Below are 18,616 nucleotides of genomic sequence, written 5' to 3'. Positions count from 1 at the left end.
GCTCAATCGCCCTCCGTCCGCCGGATCTGTCCATCCAAATCGTCCTGGTCGAGTTCCGCGTTGAGAAACGCCGGGGTGTGCTGCAAGCTCAGATGCAGTTCGGATCGGATACCGATTTCCACGGTCCCGGCCATCAGCCGATAGTCGAGGGTGTGCCCGCCGTGGCGGCGCTCGCTGTCGATGAAGTGTGAGTGATAGCCGGCCACCGAAATGCCCTGTTCGTAGTCCGGCATCCGGAATCCCGCCAGCGTGCCACTGACCTCGGTGAACGTCACCTCGCGCTGGTCTTGGGTAGCTTCGGTGAAGGGGCGAAAGGGTGGCCGCTGCTCGCTGACGGTACGGGTGCGGATGGAGCTGAACTGGCCGCTAACCCGCACGGCCACCATCAGATTCGCGCTTTCCAGGGCCGCGTCGATGACCGACTTCAGGGCGGCGCGATCACACGGAGCCGAAACGTCGATCGTGTGGTCGGGGCGAAACCAGGTCACCGCGGCAAACGGCGTGCGTTCGTCCAGATCGGCTACGGTGGCGCTGCCGTCGCTGCGGAGCTGGTAGCAGACTCCGTCGAGCACCAGCATCTCGCCGTCCAGCCGGTTGAAAGTGCCCAGACCGAAGTCACCGTGGCGCAATAGCTCACCGATGGTGACATCACCCTCATAAACCCCGCTGAGCAACGCTCCCATGGTCGATGTCTGGTAGATCTCACCGTCGCGACGCCGGTTCAGGATCGCCTGGGCCCAACGGCGCAAGGCGCCAAGCTCCCTGTCAAAGGCCGGCATCTTTTCGGGTCTCCTTCCAGACGAGCAGGCAGCGGCTCCCCTAACCCATCATGGCGCACCGTGGGCCAACGGCTCGGCCGGCCCGACCAGATCCAGAGCGATATCGACGAGCAAGTCCTCTTGCCCGCCGATCAGGCCGCGGCGACCGGCCTCCTCGAGCAGACTGCGCGCGTCCACCCCGTAACGCCCGGCGGTGATTTCGGCGTGCCGCAGGAAGCTCGAATATACGCCGGCGTAGCCCAGCGTCAGCGTCTCGCGGTCGATGCGCACCGGCCGGTCCTGCAGCGGCCGTACCAGGTCGTCGGCGGCGTCTTCCAGGGCGTTCAGCTCGCATCCGTGCGTCCAGCCCAGCCGGTTCACCACGGCGATGAGCACTTCCAGGGGCGCGTTTCCCGCCCCGGCACCCATGCCCGCCAGCGAGGCGTCGATGCGGCGGGCACCATGCTCGACGGCCACCACCGAGTTCGCCACGCCCAGCGACAGATTGTGGTGCGCATGGATGCCCAATTCTGTTGCCGGATCCAAGTTCTGGCGCAGCGCGTCAAATCGCTGCGCAACGGCCGCGCCGGTCATCGCACCTCCGGAGTCGACGACGTACACGCAGGACGCCCCATAGCCCTCCAGCAGTTTGGCCTGTTCGGCCAACAATTTCGGGGTGGTCAGGTGGCTCATCATCAGGAATCCGACGGCGTCCATACCGAGGTCACGGGCGGCCCCGAAGTAGCGAGCAGCCAGATCGGCTTCGGTGCAGTGGGTACCCACCCGAACCACGCTCGCGCCGGCGCGGTGCGCGTCTTCGAGGTGGGCGACGCCGCCAATCCCGGGCAGCAGCAATGTCGCCACCCTGGCGCGATCGACAGCGCCGGCGACAGCTTCCATCCATTCCAGGTCGGTGTGCGCGCCGAAGCCGTAACAGCAGCTCGACCCGCCCAGCCCGTCACCGTGGGCGACCTCGATGGAGTCGACCCCCGCATCGTCGAGGGCCCTGGCAATCGCCACGGCTTGGGCGATGCCGTACTGGTGACGCACCGCGTGCATGCCGTCGCGCAAGGTGACGTCGCTGATGTACAGATCGCCAATCATATTTTCGCCTTTAGCGTTTGAGCGTGGCGTTCGACGATCGCCTCGGCGGTGGCCTTGGCCGCCGACGTCACGATCGCGACGTTTCCGGCGCAGGCTGGCAGGTACCCCCGGCAGCGGTGATCTCGAGCAGAACGGTGATCCGAGTGCCACCGAACTCCCCCGTCCCCGGAATGTAGAGCGTGTTGCCGCTGCCCAACCGCTCGAATTGCACGCGATGCTTGAGCCGGTAGCCGGGCAGCAAGGCTTGGACTCCGTCGACCACGGCCAGTACGTCCGCCTCGATCCGAGCCACCTCGTCAGCTTGGTCAACCAGGCAGAAGACGGTGGTGCGCATCGGCATCGGTGGATCGGCGGGGTTGACGATCGTGAGCGTCTTGGCCCGGCGCGCGCCGCCGAGCTCTTGGACCGCGGTCGTGGTCAGTTCGGCGAATTCATCGAGGGTCACCCGCTCAGCCGGCCCCAGGGCCTGCGAGGCGATGGCAGAAACAACTTCGGCATAGCGCACCACCCCGTGCCGGCGCACCGCGGCGACGATGGGCACCGCCGCCTGTGCGCTGCAGGTCGCCATGCTCAGGTTCGGCGCGTCGAGCTGGGCATCGAGATTGACTGCCGGCACGCAGCATGGGCCGATCGCGGACGCGGTGAGGTCGAGCATCCGTACGCCGGTATCGGCCAGCCGCGCCCAATTGCTCTGGTGTGCGCCGGGGTTGGTGGTGTCGAAAACCAGGCGGATATTCGCAAACTCGGGCATGCTCAGCAGCCCGTCAACCCCACCTGGGCTGGTCGAGATCCCTGCGGCGGCCGCCCGGGCCAGGCCGTCACAGTGCGGGTTGGTGCCAACCATCGCGCTCACCCGCAGCCGTCCGTCGCCATTGCCGATCCTGCTCATCAGATCGGTGCCGACAACACCGGAGCTGATGATCGCCACCGGCCAGTTGTCCACTGCGCCCGCATGCTGGCCGGGCGGACCCGCGCCAGCACCGACGTCGGCGGCGCCCAGGCTCATCGTGTTGCCCCGTCTTCGATGAACCGGCGGGCCGCGTCGTAGAGCGCGCGGCCGTGCAACTCGAACATCTCGATGAGATTGACCGCGTCGCCGTCGATTTCCTTGGCGATGAACAAGCCGTCGGGACCCGCCATTGCGTAGGTCGCGAGCTGGTAGATCTGCGCTTCGGTCAACCCCGGCATGAACCTGCCGAAGTTTCCAATGAGCTGCCCGAACGCCTGGGCTCGGACTTCCAGGAACATGGTTCGGGCCCGCGGCTCGGCCGGCCGACGTTCCAGCGCCAGCATCAGGCCCAGCCGGATGAAGTCCGGTGAATCCAACAAGGCCTTAGCGGTCTGTGTTGCCAGTCCTACGAATTGCTCAGTCCCCTGGATGGTTTCGTCTCCGCTTTGCCCCTCGGGAAGCTGCCACGCCGTCAGCCAGGCGCCGAAGCTACGCTCGATCACGGCGGCGATCAGATCGTCCTTGTCCTTGAAGTGCCAGTAGATGGAACTGGCCGGCAGCCCGCATTTCGCGCTCACCAACGCAATGCTGGTGCCTTCATAACCGCGCTCGGCCGCGATCTCGGTCGCCGCGTCCAGGATCCGGGCCCGCGACAGTTCCCCGTCGGCGCGGCCCCGGCGCGGTGCGCGCTTGCGGGGCCGGGATTCGGTTTCCTTGGCCATGAAGCCTCCTTCGTCGATCACCCCTTGACTCTGTAGTCATCACTACACTACCGTAGCGATCACTACAGTACAAGCTCCGGCGGAGCCCAGGCGGATGTGAGACGGCAATGACAACAGCGGCGATGACCGAAGCGATGTCTGAGGCAGCGACCTACGACGTGGCGATCATCGGCTGCGGACCGACCGGCGCCACCGCGGCCAACCTATTGGGTCAGCTTGGCATGAAAGTGGTAGTCATAGAACGTGATCCGGACATCTATGGGAGGGCCCGGGCCATCTCCACCGACGAAGAGGTGATGCGCATCTGGCAGTCCGTCGGCCTGGCCGAGCGCCTGCAGTCCGACATGCTGCCGGACCGGCCAATCGCGTTTGTCGACGCCCACGGCGTGCCCTTCATCGAGATGAAGATCGAGCCGCGCGGCAGTGGCCATCCACCCCAGCAGTTCCTGTATCAGCCCGCGGTCGACCAGGTACTGCGCGCGGGCGTGGCCCGGTTCGCCAATGTCGAGGTGCTGGTCGAGCACGAATGCCTGCGGGTGCTGAACAACGACGCGGCGGCCGAGCTGCTGCTGGCCGACCTGCGTACCGATACATTCAAGCGGCTGCGCGCCCGCTACGTCATCGCGGCCGACGGCGGCTCCTCACCCACCCGGGGTCAGCTCGGCGTCGGCTACACCGGCCGCACCTACGCCGAACGATGGGTGGTCATCGACACCAAGGTGCGGCGCGCCTGGGATGCACACGACCGCTTGCGATTCCACTGTGACCCGGCCCGCCCCACCGTCGACTGCCCGACCCCACTTGGCCATCACCGCTGGGAGTATCCCGCCAGTGCCGATGAGGCCGATCAGAAGCTAGTCCGCGAGGAAGCGATCTGGCGAGTCCTCAACGCACAAGGCATCACCGACAACGAGGTCGAGATCCTGCGCGCGGTGATCTATTGCCACCACGTCCGCGTCGCCGACCGCTGGCGCATCGGACGCATCTTCCTGGCCGGCGACGCCGCCCACGCCATGCCGCCGTGGATCGGCCAGGGCATGTCCGCAGGGGTGCGGGACGCGGCCAACTTGTGCTGGAAGCTTGCCGCCGTGTTGAACGGAAACGCACCGGACTCGCTGCTGGACTCCTACCAGGACGAGCGCAAGCCGCACGTCACCGAGGTCACCCGGCGCGCGGTCTTCACCGGACGCCTCATCACCGAGCGCCGCCGGGCAGCTGCCGCCGTTCGAAATGGCCTGGGGCGCGCCCTGACCCGGTTCCCGTCGGCGATGGCCCGGCTGCAGCGGGCCATGTGGATCCCACCCGCCCGGTATCAGGATGGCTTCCTGGCTCGCGGACATCGCGCAGTCGGCTGGCAGATTCCGCAGCCATGGGTCATCGATGGCAATGGTGCGACCGCGCGCCTGGACGACATTCTCGGCAGTCAGTGGGTGCTGCTGCATACCGGAGACGCCCCAACGGGTAGCCAGGCCTGGACACAGCGCGGTGTGCCCGCGGTGCGATTGGGCACGCCCGAATCGGGTGCGCGCCTGGACGGCATTCGCGATTCCGGTGGCACGCTGTTGCGCTGGCTGGCGCGCAAGCACGCGAGCGCCGTGGTGTTGCGCCCGGACGGATTCGTCTATGCCGCTGCCGAATCCGGGAGTCCACTGCCACCACCTCCGGCCGGCCACTTCGGCAACACCCTCCCCACCTCCATGAAGATCGAGGCACTGGCATGACCACCACGACGCTCGCCGAACGCACCGTCACCGTCGATGGAAAGCCGATCTTCTTCGCCGAGGCCGGCAGCGGGCCCACCGTGGTGCTACTACACGGCGGAGGTCCCGGCGCAACCGGCCTTTCCAACTACGCGCGCAACATCGACCTACTCGCGCAGCGGTTCCGGCTGATCATTCCGGATATGCCCGGCTACGGCCGCTCCAGCAAAGGCGTGGATCAGTCCGACCCGTTCGGCTATCTGGCCAGCGCAATCCGCGGGCTGCTCGACGAACTGAGGATCCCGTCGGCACATCTGGTCGGCAATTCCTACGGCGGTGCCGCCGCACTGCGGTTGGCCCTCGACAGCCCGCACCGGGTCGAGCGGCTGGTACTGATGGGACCCGGTGGGATCGGCACCACGCGCAGCGCGCCCACGGCGGGACTCAAGACCCTGTTGTCCTACTACGCCGGCGACGGGCCGAGCCGGGCCAAATTGGCGCACCTGATCCGTACTTACCTGGTATACGAGGGAGATTCGGTGCCCGACGAGTTGATCGACCTGCGTTACCAGGCCTCCATCGACCCGGCTGTGATCGCCGACCCGCCGCTACGGCGCCCGAACGGGCTTCGCACCCTGTGGCGCATGGACCTCACCCGCGACCGCAGACTCCGGCAGTTAGCCACGCCGACCCTGGTGCTATGGGGCCGCGACGACAAGATCAACCGCCCGGCCGGCGGTCCGAAGCTGCTGAACCTGATGCCCAACGCCGAGTTGGTCATGACCTCGCGCACCGGTCACTGGATGCAGTGGGAGCGCGCCGAACTGTTCAATCAGCTGGTTGCCGAATTCCTCTCGCAAAGTTCGGCTTTCGCATCATGAGCACCACGGGACGCTCGGTGTTCGGCAACGTGCAGCTCGGCTACATCGTCATCGAGACCAACCGGTTCTCCGATTGGCGCCGGTTCGGCCGAGACGCGATCGGCCTGCACGTCGATGACTCACTCGCCGATACCATGCGGTTTCGCCTCGACGGCAACGAATGCCGCTTCCTGCTACAGCACGGACCGGCGGAGGACGTCACGGCCCTGGGCTGGCAACTCGACGACCACAACACATTCGAGGAAATCATCAATCGGGTTCGGCGCCACGGCGTTCCGATCATCGAAGGTTCGGCCGAACAAGCCTCCCTGCGCGGGGTGGCGCGGCTCGCGCGATTCCCCGGGCCCAACGGCCTGACCCAGGAGATCTACGCCGAGCCGCGCCCATGCCCAGCGCCATTGAACATCGGCGCGCGGGGCGGCTTCGTCACCGGCGCCGGCGGCATCGGACACGTGGCCATCACGTCGAAGAGGCCAGAGGAAGTCCGCGGCTACTTTGACACCGTGTTCGACGCGCGACTGAGCGACTTCATCGATGAGACGATCAGCGGCATCAAGTTCAAGATCCGATTCCTGCGGGTCAACCAGCGACATCACTCGGTAGCCATCGCCGCAGCAAACCGCCTGCCGATCAACCCGATCCGCACCCGAGTGCAACACGTCAACGTGCAGGTCGCCGACCTCGACGATCTCACCGCGTCCTATCAGCGCATCAGGGAACTGGGGTTTGGGCTGGCGCACAGCGTCGGACAGCACACCAACGACCGGGAACTGTCCTACTACGCGGTGACACCGTCAGGATTCGAATGGGAACTCGGCTGGAACCCCATCGTGGTCGACGAATCCACCTGGGAGCCGACGACTTACCAGGGAATCAGCATTTGGGGCCATACTCCAGAGGGACAGCACATCATCGACAAGTTGGCCCAGTTCAAGACGGCGGGGCGTTCGTTGCTGCGGCGCGAGGACAACGTGGCGCCGCTCTGCGGCCCGGCAAGGAGTTCGCGATCTGGCGAATCGATACTCACCACCACATGATTCCGCCCGACTATCGTCGCGCGCTGCGCAATGCGGGCGTCGATGGTGCGGGCGGGCGAGCGCTGCCGGACTGGAGTCCAGCGGGGTCGCTGCAGGCAATGGCCGAACTCACCGTCGGTGCGGCGATCTTGTCGGTATCGGCACCCGCAACCGCTTTCCTGCCCCAGGCCAGCGATGCCGCGGCGCTAGCGCGCGACATCAACGACTACGCGGCCGATGTCGTCGCCGGCCGACCAGCGCAGTTCGGGTTCTTCGCTACCGTACCGATGCCCCATCTCGACCAGAGCGTGGCCGAAACCGTTCGTGCACTTGATGATCTGAAGGCTGACGGTGTCGTGCTGCTGGCCAACCACGCTGGCGTCTATCTCGGCGAAGACGGCCAGGACGACCTGTTCACCGCGTTGAATTCGCGCGCCGCGGTGGTGTTCGTCCATCCCGCCGAACTGCCCGGCCCGGCGGTTCCCGGAGTTGCCCCATGGGCCGGCGACTTCTTGCTCGACACCACCCGGGCGGCCCATCTGTTGGTGCGCAATGGCATCCGCCAGCGGTATCCGGATATCAAGTTCGTGCTCAGCCATGCCGGCGGGTTTGTCCCCTATGCCAGTCATCGCCGCGTGGCGTTGCGCGGCTGATGAATTCGGGCGGCTAGTTCCGCGCGCCGGACGTGTCGCCACCGCGAGTTCGCACCGGCGCCGGTCAGGTTAGCGTAGGGCGCTATGGACACGTTTCATGCGCTGGTCGCACATCAGGACGGGGATCGGATCACCGCGTCGATCCGGACGCTGACACCCAACTATCTGCCCCCTGGCGACGTGACGATCCGGGTGCATTTCTCGAGTGTCAACTTCAAGGACGCGCTGGCGTTGACGCCCGGGGGCGGTGTGGTGCGTAAGTACCCCGTGGTTCCGGGCATCGATCTGACCGGAGAAGTCGTCGAATCCCAATCGCCCGAGTTCAGCGTTGGCGACCTGGTGCTGGCGCACGGCTATGAAATCGGCACCGGCCGCCACGGTGGCTACGCCGAATACGTTCGGCTGCCCGCTGACCAGGTGGTGGCACTGGGCACATTGAGTCCGCGTGAGGGCGCGGCCATCGGCACCGCCGGTTTCACCGCGGCGATGAGTGTTCAGGCGCTGATCAACTGGGGCGTGGCGCCCGACGCCGGGCCGGTCGTCGTCACCGGCGCCTCGGGCGGGGTCGGCTCGATCAGCGTCGACCTGCTGGCGGCCGCCGGCTACCAGGTGGTGGCCTCGACCGGCAAACCTCAGGCCGCCGAGCTACTGAAATCGTTGGGGGCCGCCGAGGTCATCGGCCGGCTGCCGGCCGATCCCGATGCCAAACCGCGACCGTTGGCCAAGGCCCGCTGGGCCGCGGCGGTGGACTGCGTGGGCGGCGCGACGCTGGCCGACGTTCTGAGCACCGTCGACTACGGAGGCGCGGTGGCCGCCAGCGGCCTGACCGGCGGGGCGGCGCTGCACACCACGGTCATGCCGTTCATCCTGCGCGGCATCGCGCTGCTCGGTATGGACTCGGTGTTGATGCCCATCGGCCCGCGCCGGCGGCTGTGGTCACTTCTCGGCGATTCGTTGCGGCCCCGCCGTCTGGACGATCTCACCACCGATGTCGACATCAAAGACGTGGTCGGTGTGCTCGATCAACTGCGCGCGGGCGAATTCACCGGCCGGGCTGTGGTGCGGGTGGCCGGCGCGTTCTAGATTGGGGCCTCATTGAGGGTCGAAGCTGACAACGGAGGTGGCATGCGCGCGATACGGGTGACTCGGCTCGATGGTCCGGACGCGGTCGAGGTGGCCGAGGTCGACGAACCAACCGGCGACGGGGTGGTCGTCGATGTGCATGCCGCCGGGGTGGCATTCCCCGATGCGTTGCTCACTCGCGGCCTCTATCAATACCGACCGCAGCTTCCCTTCGTGCTCGGGGCCGAGATCGCCGGTGTGGTTCGGAGCGCCCCACCGGACTGCCACGTGCGCGCCGGCGACCGGGTCGTCGGTTTGACCATGCTTTCCGGCGGCATGGCCGAGGTCGCGGTGCTCGCGCCCGACCGGGTGTTCCGGCTGCCCGACAACGTCAGCTTCGAAGCCGGAGCGGGCTTGCTGTTCAACGATCTGACCGTGTACTTCGCCCTGGCCGTCCGGGGCCGCCTACAGCGCGGCGAGACGGTCCTGGTGCACGGCGCGGCCGGCGGCATCGGCACCTCGGCGCTGCGGCTGGCCCCGGTGCTGGGCGCGTCTCGCACCATCGCGGTGGTCAGCAGTGAGGAGAAGTCCGCAATCGCGACGGCCGCCGGTGCCACCGACGTGGTGCTCGCCGACGGGTTCAAGGACACGGTCAAGGAGCTCACCAACGGCCGCGGCGTCGACGTGGTTGTCGACCCGGTCGGCGGTGACCGGTTTACCGATTCGCTTCGCTCACTGGCTCCGGCCGGGCGGCTGCTGGTGATCGGCTTCACCGGTGGGGAGATACCGACGGTAAAGGTAAATCGGCTGCTACTGAACAACATTGATGTGGTCGGCGTCGGTTGGGGCGCCTGGGCCGGAACCCACCCCGGCGCGCTGGCCGAGCAGTGGGCCGCCCTCGAGAGTCTGCTGAGTTCGGGCGCGTTACCCCCTCCCGAGCCAGCGGTCTATCCGCTCGAGCAGGCCGGCGCGGCGGTGGCGTCGCTGGAGAATCGCACCGCCCGCGGCAAAGTGGTGCTGCGGGTACGGGGCTGAGTGGCATCGCGAGCGACTCAGAGGACCCCCGGCAAGATCTTGTTGAACGCGTACAAGTAGGCGTAGAGGTTGAAGCCGGCCAGCAGTGTCACCAGCGCGGTGTCGGCGGCGATTGGTGCCCCGAGTGCATAGATCAATCCGGCCGGATCACCATCGAGGACCTGCAGAATTCCGTCCAGGAAAAGCTTGAGGTTGTAAGCCGGAAGCGTCGTGACCATCGCGTTCACCACATCCGCGGTTGGCAGCAAGGTTGCGTACGCCGTGGTGGCATCGAATGAGATGGTATTGGCGATATCGGTAGTCGCGGTCTGGACGCCCTTGATGGCGTTCTCGATCGTCGATACCGAAAGCGTGGGCAAGGTCGCGTTCCTCAGCGCCGACCATGGATCCGAGCCAAGGGCGTTGGAGATGCCCGAGAGCGAAATGTCGGGCAACGACGACAACTGCCACGCACCGATATCGGCCGCGGCATCGCTGATGCCCTGCTGAGTGCCGGCGACCAATGCGTCGAACACCGTGGCTGGGGCGACATCCGGGAACAAACCAAACGGCGTCGGCACATTGGCCGGTCCGGTCGAATAGCCATAGTTGGGGTCGCCATAGCCCAGGTTGACCAGCACCTTCAGGTCCGGTTGCACCAGATCTGCCAGGGTATTCCCGATAAACGGAACCCCACGTAGCGGTTCCAGCAGCGGCAGGTTCTCGGTCGGAATCATGTGGTAGGTGGTCATCGTTGCCCCCTCCGTCGGCAAGGTGAATGCGGTAGCAACTTGCGCGGCGGTGAGAGTCGGATATTGGGTGTGCACGTAGTAAATGCCCATAATGGCGTTCAGGTCGGACACGAAGTTGAGCGGGTACCGGGGGAAGTCCGCGAAGCCGTCGTATTCGAGCGTGTAGACGTCCGTCGTGTAGTAATTGTCGGGCGTTGCGCCCCAGAATGTTTTGCCCAGACTTGGTGAAACCAGGCCGGCGAAACGCTCATATAGCCCCCCGTTGGGGTTCATGGCGTTACCGATCAGCGAGAAACTCACCGACCCGGTCGGCACCCCCGCCGCTTTGAGGTTGGACATCTCCAGCGACGCGATCCCGGCGCCCTGCGAGTAGCCCTGGACGACAACGTTGTTGCCGGCGGCGAGCTGCGCTTTGATCGCGGTATCGAGGATGGTGAGACCCTCGGCCCACGACGCGTCCTCGGTCATGGTCCAGGGCTCCGGCGTTGTTGATTAGCAGGCTTGTGAGCTGGGTTGATGATCTTTGGTGCCGCGCTATTGGGGCCGGAGTGTAGGCACGGGCTATCTGGAGAACGATCGAGTTGGTTACTGTTCGTCGTTGGTCTGGAGTTGCCCGTGCCTACCGTTTCAGTATTGCCTGTGTCGTCGGTTCCAGAGGTGTTCGACCGCTGGAGTCCTGGTGAGCGTAGCGAGCTCATCGGATCGGAGTTTCTCGATGTGTTGGTCTCGGTGCCAGACCCGAGGGACCCACGCGGTCGGAGGTATTCGCTGATGGCTTTGTTGGCGATCGCGGTTCTGGCCACTGCCGCGGGGATGCGCGGCTATGCTGGTTTTGCTACATGGGCGGCCACCGCTCCCGATGATGTGTTGGCCTAATTAGGGGTCCGGTTCCGGCGGCCCAGTGAGAAGACCTTCCGCGATGTTTTGTCTCGGCTAGACCCCGCCGACCTCAACGCCAGGATGGGCAGTTACTTCACTGCACACGTGGCCAGCAGCGACCCCAGTGGATTGGTGCCGATCGCGTTGGACGGCAAGATGCTGCGTGGTGCCTTTACGCGCCAAAGCGACAGCCACGCATCTCGTGTCGGTGTTCGCCCACCGTGCCCGATTGGTGCTCGGTCAACTCGCTGTCGCCGAGAAAAGCAATGAAATTCCCTGCGTACGTGCCCTGCTCACGCTGCTGCCGGGTAGCTTGCGGTGGCTGGTCACCGTGGATGCGATGCATACCCAGGTCGTCACCGCGAAGTTGATCTGCGCCACCTTGAAGTCGCACTACCTGATGATCGTCAAGTCCAACCAAGCCAAAATACTTGCGCGTATCACCGCGCTGCCCTGGGCCGAGGTGCCCACAGCCGCTACCGACGACTCCCGCGGCCACGGCCGTGTCGAGACCCGCACCCTGCAAATCATCACCGCTGCACGAGGAATCGGCTTCCCCTACGCAAAACAAATCATCCGGATCACTCGTGAACGCTTGATCACCGCCACCGACCAGCGCAGCGTGGAGGTGGTCTATACCATCTGCAGCCTGCCGTTCGAGCACGCCCGCCCTACCGCGATCATGACCTGGATGCGTCAACACTGGGGAATCGAGAACAGCCTGCACTGGATACGCGACGTCACCTTCGACGAAGACCGTCAAAGGGCACATACCGGAAACGGCGCACAGGTCCTAGCAACGCTACGCAACACCGCGATCAATCTGCACCGCCTCAACGGCGCCGACAACATCGCCGAAGCCTGCCGGATCACCGCTTTGACCGCCAACCGCCGCCTAGACCTCCTCAATCCACAATTCCCCAGCTCACAAGCCTGCTAATCAACAACGCCGGAGCCCTGGGTCATGGTCTTGATGCCGGTAATCCAATACGACTCAGCGGGGGTAAACAGGGAGATCGCGTTGCTCACCGTGAAACTCGGGAAATTGGGGGTAACGAAATTGTTCACCACATTGTCCACATAGCTCTGTGATGGAATCGGGAAGCCGCTGCCGCCAATCACCAAAGTGACGTCGGTCGCGGCGGCCGGTAGCGCGCTTCCCGCCGCGGTCAGCGCGGTGGGGCCAAGCGCCGCCGCGGCGGCCGCGGAGGTCCCTTCCAGCGCGCTCGCCACTCGACCCGACACACCCGACAGCACCTCCTGCCACGGCGCGAGCCCAGAGAGCGCCTCCGAGACTCCGACGTGGTAGCCGAACATCGCACCCACATTTTGAGCCCACATCTGCTCGTACTGCGCCTCGATCGCCGCGATTGCCGTGGCATTCAGCCCAAACACGTTGGCGGCCACCATCGACATCAACGCAGATCGGTTCGCCGCCACCAGCTCCAGCGGAACCGTGGCCGTGCGCGCTGCCTCGAACACCGCAGCCGACGTCGCGGCTTGACGCGCAGTCTGCACCGCGCCGGACGCCGCGGATCCCAGCCACCGGACATACGACGTCGCGACGCTGGCCATCGCCGCCGCCGACGGGCCCTGCCACGCCGCCCCGGCCAGGTCGGAGGTCAGCGAAGAAAACGCGCTTGCCGCCGCGGCCAGCTCTTGGCCGATCCCATCCCAAGCTGCCGCCGCAGCCAACAACGGTCCCGGCCCCGGACCGGAAAGGATTCGAGCCGAATTTGCCTCCGGCGATAGCACGGCAAAATTCACCTAACCCACCTCGTTCATCCGGATCGAGCAGGACCAGCAATACGCAAGCGTATGGCGCGAACGTTAGCCCAGACGGCCGAATGACGTTCACGTTTCAGCCCAATGTCGCCGGCGCAATTGCGGTCGCACAGACATCGAAATGCGCAGGCATTTCGAAATTGAACGTTTTCAGCCGATCGACCGGCGCCCTGATGGTGCGGCGTTGCCGAGGCCGGCCCCCGACTCGCGCGAAGCTGCGCGCAGGGCCCTTGTTCACCACCAAAAGAGAAAGTAATGTCACTTTTAGTTTTGTATCCGACGAGTCCCGGAGCACCCATGGAATCGTTCGTTCACCTGCGCAAAGGCAGGACACCGCGGCGCCTGCACGCCGACCTCGACGGGCTCAAGGACGACGAGCTCGGCCGCGGCGGGTTCACCGGCCGCACCGCGAACCTCTACCGTCGCCATGACCCCACCGCCTACCGCGCGGTGGGACCGTTGCGCCCCGTCGACGTGCTGGCCGACCAGCTCGAGCCCAGCGATGCCACCGACGCCAACGGCGGCCCGCTGCTGATGTTCAGCAACGCCGACTGCCGCATCCTGCTCAGTCGCCGCCACCAAGTGATGCCGTTCTACAACCGCCATGTCGACGGCGACCTGCTGTGCTTCGTGCACGACGGCGCCGGGCTGCTGGAAACCGAGTTCGGGCCGCTGCGTTACCGCACCGGCGACTGGGTGTATATCCCGAAGGCGACCACCTGGCGCCAGCTGCCGGACACCGAGACGACGCTGCTCATGGTGGAGGCCACCGACGAGTTCCGCGTCCCCGCCCCGGGCGCGCTCGGCCGGCACTTCCCCTTCGACCCATCCCAAGCCGTGATCCCCGAACCGGCCCCCGTCGATAACCCGCCGGGGTTGGGGGCGCGCGACGAATACCAAGTCCGGCTCGTACATGAGGGTGGCCCGACAACGCTTTTCTACCAACATAATCCGATCGACGTCGAAGGCTGGCGGGCGACAACTTCGCCTTCACCTTCAACATCGCCGACTACAACGTGATCACCTCCGACAGTGTGCACCTGCCCCCGACGGTGCACCTGTTCATGCAGGCCACCGGCGTATGCGTGATGAACTTCCTGCCCAAACCCGCCGAAGGAGTTCCGGGGACCGAGCGCACACCTTGGTATCACCGCAACGTCGACTATGACGAGATCGCGTTTTTCCATGGCGGCTCGCTCTACGGCATCCCGATGCCGCCGGGGCTGATTTCCCATGCACCGCAAGGGGTTCATCACGGCGCACCCGAACGTGCCCGGGAACGGGCCCGGCGCAAGTTCGCCGAATATTCCCGCGTCGACTGGCAGGTCATCGCCGTCGACACCCGCCGGCGCCTGACACCCTCGCCCGCGGTGCTGGCCCACGACCTGGGGCAACACTGACCATGGCGACCCGACACGAATACGATCGAATCCCCTATCTCGTTGCTTTCCAGAACAATTCCGGGGTCCGCGATGTTTATGGCGGACTCGCCGAGATCACCGTCCTGGAGAGCTATCTGCTCAAGCCGAAGGACAAACCGTCGGAGACCGTGCTGGTATTCATGCACCCGATCGGCGGCGCATATCTGCCGATGATCAACGCACTGGCCCGCGCCGGCCACCACGTCATCTACTGCAACAGCCGGTTCCGCGGCACCGACTCGGCGCTGCTGATGGAGAAGGTGGTCGAAGATCTCGGCGAATGCATCAAGGACGCGAAGAAGCGGCTGGGCTACTCCAAGGTGGTACTGGCCGGATGGAGCGGCGGCGGCTCGCTGTCGGTGCTCTACCAGCAGCAGGCCCAGCGGCCGACACTGACGGCCAGCCCCTCCGGCGACGGCCCCGACCTGACCCAGCTGGACCTGCCCGCCGCCGACGCCATCATGTTGCTCGCCGCGCACATCAGCCGCCACGGCACGCTCACCGAATGGCTGGACGCCTCGATCATCGACGAATCCGATCCGAGCAAACGCGATCCCGACCTGGATCTCTACGACCCGAACAACCCCAACCAACCGCCCTACAGCGCACAGTTCCTCACCCGCTACCGGCAGGCTCAGATCGACCGCAACCGGCGCATCACCGCCTGGGTGAAAGACAAGCTGGCCGAACTCGAGGCCAGCGGGCGCCCCGACTCCGATGTTGCGGAATTCTGCTTCGTGGTGCACGACACCATGGCCGACCCGCGCTGGCTCGATCCCAGCGTCGACCCCAACGAGCGCACGCCCGGCACCTGCTATCTGGGTGATCCGCAGGTGGTGAACATGAGCCCGGTCGGGCTTGCACGCTTCTGCACGCTGCGCAGCTGGTTGTCGCAATGGAGCTACGACGATGCGCGGGGCGACGGCGTGGTATGCGGCCGGGATCTTGCCGTCCCGGCACTGGTCATCGGTAATCTGGCCGATGACGCTTGCACGCCCAGCCACACCCGACGACTCTTCGAGGCCATCGGGCATGCCGACAAGGAGATGTACGAAATCCCTGGTGCTACTCACTATTACGCGGGCCCCGACCAGCGCGACAAGCTAAGTCAGGCCGTCGACATTGTCACCGACTGGCTGCTGCGACACGACTTTGCGAGCAGGCCATGACCGAACCCGGGGCACTGGACGGTATCCGGGTGCTCGAACTGGGCACCCTGATCGCCGGCCCCTTCGCCGGCCGGCTCCTCGGCGACATGGGTGCCGACGTCATCAAGGTGGAAGCGCCCGGCGCCCCCGACCCGCTGCGGACCTGGGGCCAGGCCGAAGTCGACGGACACCACGTGTTCTGGACGGTGCATGCCCGCAACAAACGGGCCATCACGCTCGACCTGCGCCGGCCGCAGGGCCGGGAGCTGTTCCTGGAGCTGGTCGACAAGTCCGACATCGTGGTGGAGAACTTCCGGCCGGGCACGCTGGAGAAGTGGGACCTGGGCTACGACGTACTGCGCGAACGCAACCCCGGCATCATCCTGGTGCGGGTATCGGGTTACGGGCAGACCGGCCCTGATGCCCACAAGGCCGGTTACGCGTCGGTAGCCGAGGCGGCCAGCGGGTTGCGCCATCTCAACGGCTTCCCCGGCGGACCCCCGCCCCGGCTGGCCCTGTCCCTGGGCGACAGCCTGGCCGGGATGTTCGGCGCCCAAGGTGCGCTGGCCGCCCTGTACCGCCGCAGCGTCACCGGGACGGGCCAGGTGGTCGATGTCGCGCTGACCGAATCCTGTTTGGCTCTGCAGGAGTCCACCATTTCGGACTACGACGTGGGCGGAGTGGTGCGTGGGCCGTCCGGTACCAGGCTGAAAGGTATCGCGCCGTCCAATATCTATCGCAGTGCCGACGAATCGTGGGTGGTGATCGCGGCGAACCAGGACACCGTGTTCACGCGGCTGTGCCAAGCGATGGGATGTCCGGAGTTGGCCACCGATGACCGCTTCGCCACCCACCGCGCCCGCGGCCGCAACCAGGACGAACTGGACAAGATCATCGGCGCGTGGGCCGCGCAGCGCCAACCCGATGAGATCATCGAAACGCTTTCGGCCGCGGGGGTGATCGCCGGGCCGATCAATACCGTCGCCGAAGTGGTCAAGGATCGGCAACTGCGGGCCCGCGGCATGCTGGTCGAGCACTACGACGAACGAATCGGGCGCAACGTGCTGGGCCCCGGGATTGTGCCGGCGCTCTCCGAATCCCCCGGCCAGGTGCGTAGCGCCGGGCCTGCGCGGCCGGGGCAGCACAATGACGACGTCTACATCGGCTTGCTGGGCAAGAGCATCGAAGAGCTCGAGCAGCTGCGCGCCGAGGAGGTGCTATGACCACCCACGTCACCATTCGCGAGGTAGCGCTACGCGACGGATTGCAGATCGAGAAGCCGGTGCCGTTGTCCGCCAAGCTGGAGCTGCTGGCAGCGGTGGCCGCAACCGGAGTCCGTGAAGTCGAGGCGACGGCGTTCGTGTCGCCGTCGAAAGTGCCGTCGATGGCCGACGCCGCCGAACTCGCCGCGGAGCTGCACAGCTACCCCGACATCGAGTTCTCCGCGTTGGTAGCCAGTCCCAACGGGGCCAGGCGGGCGATTGCCGCGGGCTTGCACGCGATCGAATACGTGGTGGCGGCCAGCAATTCGTTCAGCATGGCCAATGTCGGACGGAGCACCGCCGACGCGACCGATCAGATCAGCGAGATCCTCGCCATCGGCCGCGACGGCGAGGTCACCGTCGAGGTGATCGTGGCCACCGCTTGGGACTGTCCGTTCGACGGGGCCGTCGCGCCACAGCAAGTTCTCGACATCGCGGCCACCGCCGTTGACCAAGGGGTGGACCGGTTCTCGATCGCCGACACCATCGGCACCGCCACGCCCGGCCGGGTCAGTGCGCTCATCGCGCAGCTGGGGCCGGTGCTCGGCGACATGCCGCTGGGCGCGCACTTCCACAACACCCGCGGCTCCGGGCTGGCCAGTGCCTATGCGGCGGTGTGCTCCGGTGTCACCCGGCTGGACGCCTCGGTCGGCGGGCTCGGCGGTTGCCCCTTTGCACCCGGGGCCACCGGAAACATCGCCACCGAGGACCTGGTGTACCTGCTGGCCGACAGCGGCTTTGCCGTCGACGTCGACTTGGCCGCCGCCATCGCCGCGGCCGAGGTGGCCAAGGCGGTTGTTGGCCATGACCTGCCAGGCGCACTCTTGCGCGCAGGAGACCGGATTCGCAGCTGATGCCCGCCCGGCAAGAGTCACGAGAACTCAGCTCCAAAGGCCGCCAGACCCGGCAGGCCATCGAGCAGGCCGCGCGCAAGCTGTTCGCCGAGCGAGGATTCCACGGAACCACGCTGGCCGACATCACCTCCGCCGCGGGCAAGTCCTCAGCGGTGTTCTACCGATACTTCACCGACAAGGAAGACCTACTGGCCGCCCTGGCGCAGTCGTTCTTACACGATGTGGTGACTCCCTCCGGGGTCAGCCTGCAACTGCCGGACTCTCCCGACGATGACACGTTCTTCACCGCGGTGGTGACCGGCTACTGGAACATCTTCAAACAGAACATCGGCATCATGATCGCCGTCGACCAACTGGCCGCCACCCAGCAGCGCTTTGCCGCGGTGCAGAACCAATTCCGGCGCTTCGGCATGGACATCATCGCCGCCTCGGTACGGCACGCGCAGGATCAGGGCTACGGAACCGAACTCAACCCGGACCACACCGCGGTGGCCATCGCGTTGTTGTTCGAGAACTTCACCTCGGTCCTGGTCGGCACCTCGGGATCCTCGGGACCCGGCGGCCTGGGTGTCACCATCACCGACGAGGACGCCATCACCACGCTGTCGCGGATCTGGAAGAAGACTCTATACGGTTTCTAGCGGCACGACAGGAGG

General features: G+C 65.9%; 14 protein-coding genes and 4 pseudogenes. 12 read left to right on the top strand and 6 right to left on the bottom strand.

Going from position 1 to position 18,616, the window contains the following annotated elements:
- Positions 1-2: 2 nt before the first annotated feature.
- From budA to CKW46_RS10230, 4 genes and pseudogenes are all read right to left on the bottom strand, one after another.
- Positions 3-779 (bottom strand): acetolactate decarboxylase, encoded by a 777-nt coding sequence (gene budA, locus CKW46_RS10245; RefSeq protein WP_482053122.1) that lies wholly within the window; start codon positions 777-779, stop codon positions 3-5.
- Positions 780-827: 48 nt separating this feature from the next.
- The gene (dmpG, locus tag CKW46_RS10240) at positions 828-1,862 is read right to left on the bottom strand and encodes a 4-hydroxy-2-oxovalerate aldolase (protein ID WP_482053121.1); all 1,035 of its coding nucleotides are present in this window, start codon (positions 1,860-1,862) and stop codon (positions 828-830) included.
- Positions 1,859-2,868: pseudogene (locus CKW46_RS10235) on the bottom strand (acetaldehyde dehydrogenase (acetylating)). Before CKW46_RS10235 ends, dmpG begins: the two are co-directional and overlap by 4 nt.
- Complete coding sequence (locus CKW46_RS10230; RefSeq protein ID WP_015354957.1) at positions 2,865-3,533, bottom strand: TetR/AcrR family transcriptional regulator; 669 nt, start codon at positions 3,531-3,533, stop codon at positions 2,865-2,867. The pseudogene CKW46_RS10235 and the gene CKW46_RS10230 overlap by 4 nt, the downstream one beginning before the upstream one ends.
- Positions 3,534-3,640: 107 nt before the next feature.
- Between CKW46_RS10230 and CKW46_RS10225 the strand changes: the two genes are divergently transcribed.
- The 6 genes and pseudogenes from CKW46_RS10225 (at position 3,641) to CKW46_RS10200 (ending at position 9,880) form a co-directional block, all read left to right on the top strand.
- Positions 3,641-5,254 (top strand): bifunctional 3-(3-hydroxy-phenyl)propionate/3-hydroxycinnamic acid hydroxylase, encoded by a 1,614-nt coding sequence (locus CKW46_RS10225; protein WP_482053120.1) that lies wholly within the window; start codon positions 3,641-3,643, stop codon positions 5,252-5,254.
- Positions 5,251-6,114 carry an alpha/beta fold hydrolase gene (locus tag CKW46_RS10220; RefSeq protein ID WP_482053119.1) on the top strand — a complete coding sequence of 288 codons (864 nt, stop codon included), beginning with the start codon at positions 5,251-5,253 and terminating at the stop codon, positions 6,112-6,114. The genes CKW46_RS10225 and CKW46_RS10220 overlap by 4 nt, the downstream gene beginning before the upstream one ends.
- Positions 6,111-7,151, top strand: coding sequence for a VOC family protein (locus tag CKW46_RS10215; RefSeq protein ID WP_117435122.1), 1,041 nt, complete (start codon positions 6,111-6,113; stop codon positions 7,149-7,151). The genes CKW46_RS10220 and CKW46_RS10215 overlap by 4 nt, the downstream gene beginning before the upstream one ends.
- Positions 7,121-7,762: pseudogene (locus CKW46_RS10210) on the top strand (amidohydrolase family protein); the annotation flags it as partial. The gene CKW46_RS10215 and the pseudogene CKW46_RS10210, both read left to right, overlap by 31 nt.
- 105 nt (positions 7,763-7,867) lie before the next feature.
- The gene (locus tag CKW46_RS10205) at positions 7,868-8,866 is read left to right on the top strand and encodes an acrylyl-CoA reductase family protein (RefSeq protein WP_015354952.1); all 999 of its coding nucleotides are present in this window, start codon (positions 7,868-7,870) and stop codon (positions 8,864-8,866) included.
- 42 nt (positions 8,867-8,908) lie between these two features.
- Positions 8,909-9,880: an NADPH:quinone oxidoreductase family protein gene (locus CKW46_RS10200; protein ID WP_015354951.1), complete on the top strand. Its 972-nt coding sequence runs from the start codon at positions 8,909-8,911 to the stop codon at positions 9,878-9,880.
- Between the two features lie 17 nt (positions 9,881-9,897).
- Here the strand turns inward: CKW46_RS10200 and CKW46_RS10195 are convergent, their stop codons facing one another.
- Entirely contained in the window at positions 9,898-11,079 is a 1,182-nt protein-coding gene (locus CKW46_RS10195) for a PE-PPE domain-containing protein (RefSeq protein ID WP_482053118.1), read from the bottom strand.
- A gap of 147 nt (positions 11,080-11,226) precedes the next feature.
- On the opposite strand from CKW46_RS10195, the pseudogene CKW46_RS10190 reads away from it, so the two are divergent.
- Positions 11,227-12,430 (top strand): annotated as a pseudogene (locus CKW46_RS10190) (ISAs1-like element IS2404/ISMul1 family transposase).
- Here CKW46_RS10190 and CKW46_RS10185 read toward each other — a convergent pair.
- Positions 12,427-13,257 carry a PPE family protein gene (locus CKW46_RS10185; protein ID WP_238559542.1) on the bottom strand — a complete coding sequence of 277 codons (831 nt, stop codon included), beginning with the start codon at positions 13,255-13,257 and terminating at the stop codon, positions 12,427-12,429. The pseudogene CKW46_RS10190 and the gene CKW46_RS10185 sit on opposite strands and share 4 nt — an antisense overlap.
- 315 nt (positions 13,258-13,572) lie before the next feature.
- On the opposite strand from CKW46_RS10185, the pseudogene CKW46_RS10180 reads away from it, so the two are divergent.
- The 5 genes and pseudogenes from CKW46_RS10180 to CKW46_RS10160 all read left to right on the top strand — a co-directional run bounded on the left by CKW46_RS10180 (position 13,573) and on the right by CKW46_RS10160 (position 18,601).
- A pseudogene (locus tag CKW46_RS10180) lies at positions 13,573-14,675 on the top strand (homogentisate 1,2-dioxygenase).
- 2 nt (positions 14,676-14,677) lie between these two features.
- Positions 14,678-15,865, top strand: coding sequence for an alpha/beta hydrolase (locus tag CKW46_RS10175; RefSeq protein ID WP_482053117.1), 1,188 nt, complete (start codon positions 14,678-14,680; stop codon positions 15,863-15,865).
- The gene (locus tag CKW46_RS10170; protein WP_015354948.1) at positions 15,862-17,067 is read left to right on the top strand and encodes a CaiB/BaiF CoA transferase family protein; all 1,206 of its coding nucleotides are present in this window, start codon (positions 15,862-15,864) and stop codon (positions 17,065-17,067) included. Before CKW46_RS10175 ends, CKW46_RS10170 begins: the two co-directional genes overlap by 4 nt.
- The gene (locus tag CKW46_RS10165; protein WP_011740412.1) at positions 17,064-17,960 is read left to right on the top strand and encodes a hydroxymethylglutaryl-CoA lyase; all 897 of its coding nucleotides are present in this window, start codon (positions 17,064-17,066) and stop codon (positions 17,958-17,960) included. The genes CKW46_RS10170 and CKW46_RS10165 overlap by 4 nt, the downstream gene beginning before the upstream one ends.
- Positions 17,960-18,601, top strand: coding sequence for a TetR/AcrR family transcriptional regulator (locus tag CKW46_RS10160; RefSeq protein WP_012393335.1), 642 nt, complete (start codon positions 17,960-17,962; stop codon positions 18,599-18,601). The genes CKW46_RS10165 and CKW46_RS10160 overlap by 1 nt, the downstream gene beginning before the upstream one ends.
- The last annotated feature ends 15 nt before the right edge of the window (positions 18,602-18,616 follow it).

The organism is Mycobacterium liflandii (assembly GCF_022354805.1).
GTDB lineage: Bacteria > Actinomycetota > Actinomycetes > Mycobacteriales > Mycobacteriaceae > Mycobacterium > Mycobacterium marinum.
This window is presented reverse-complemented; position numbering and strand designations above follow the sequence as displayed.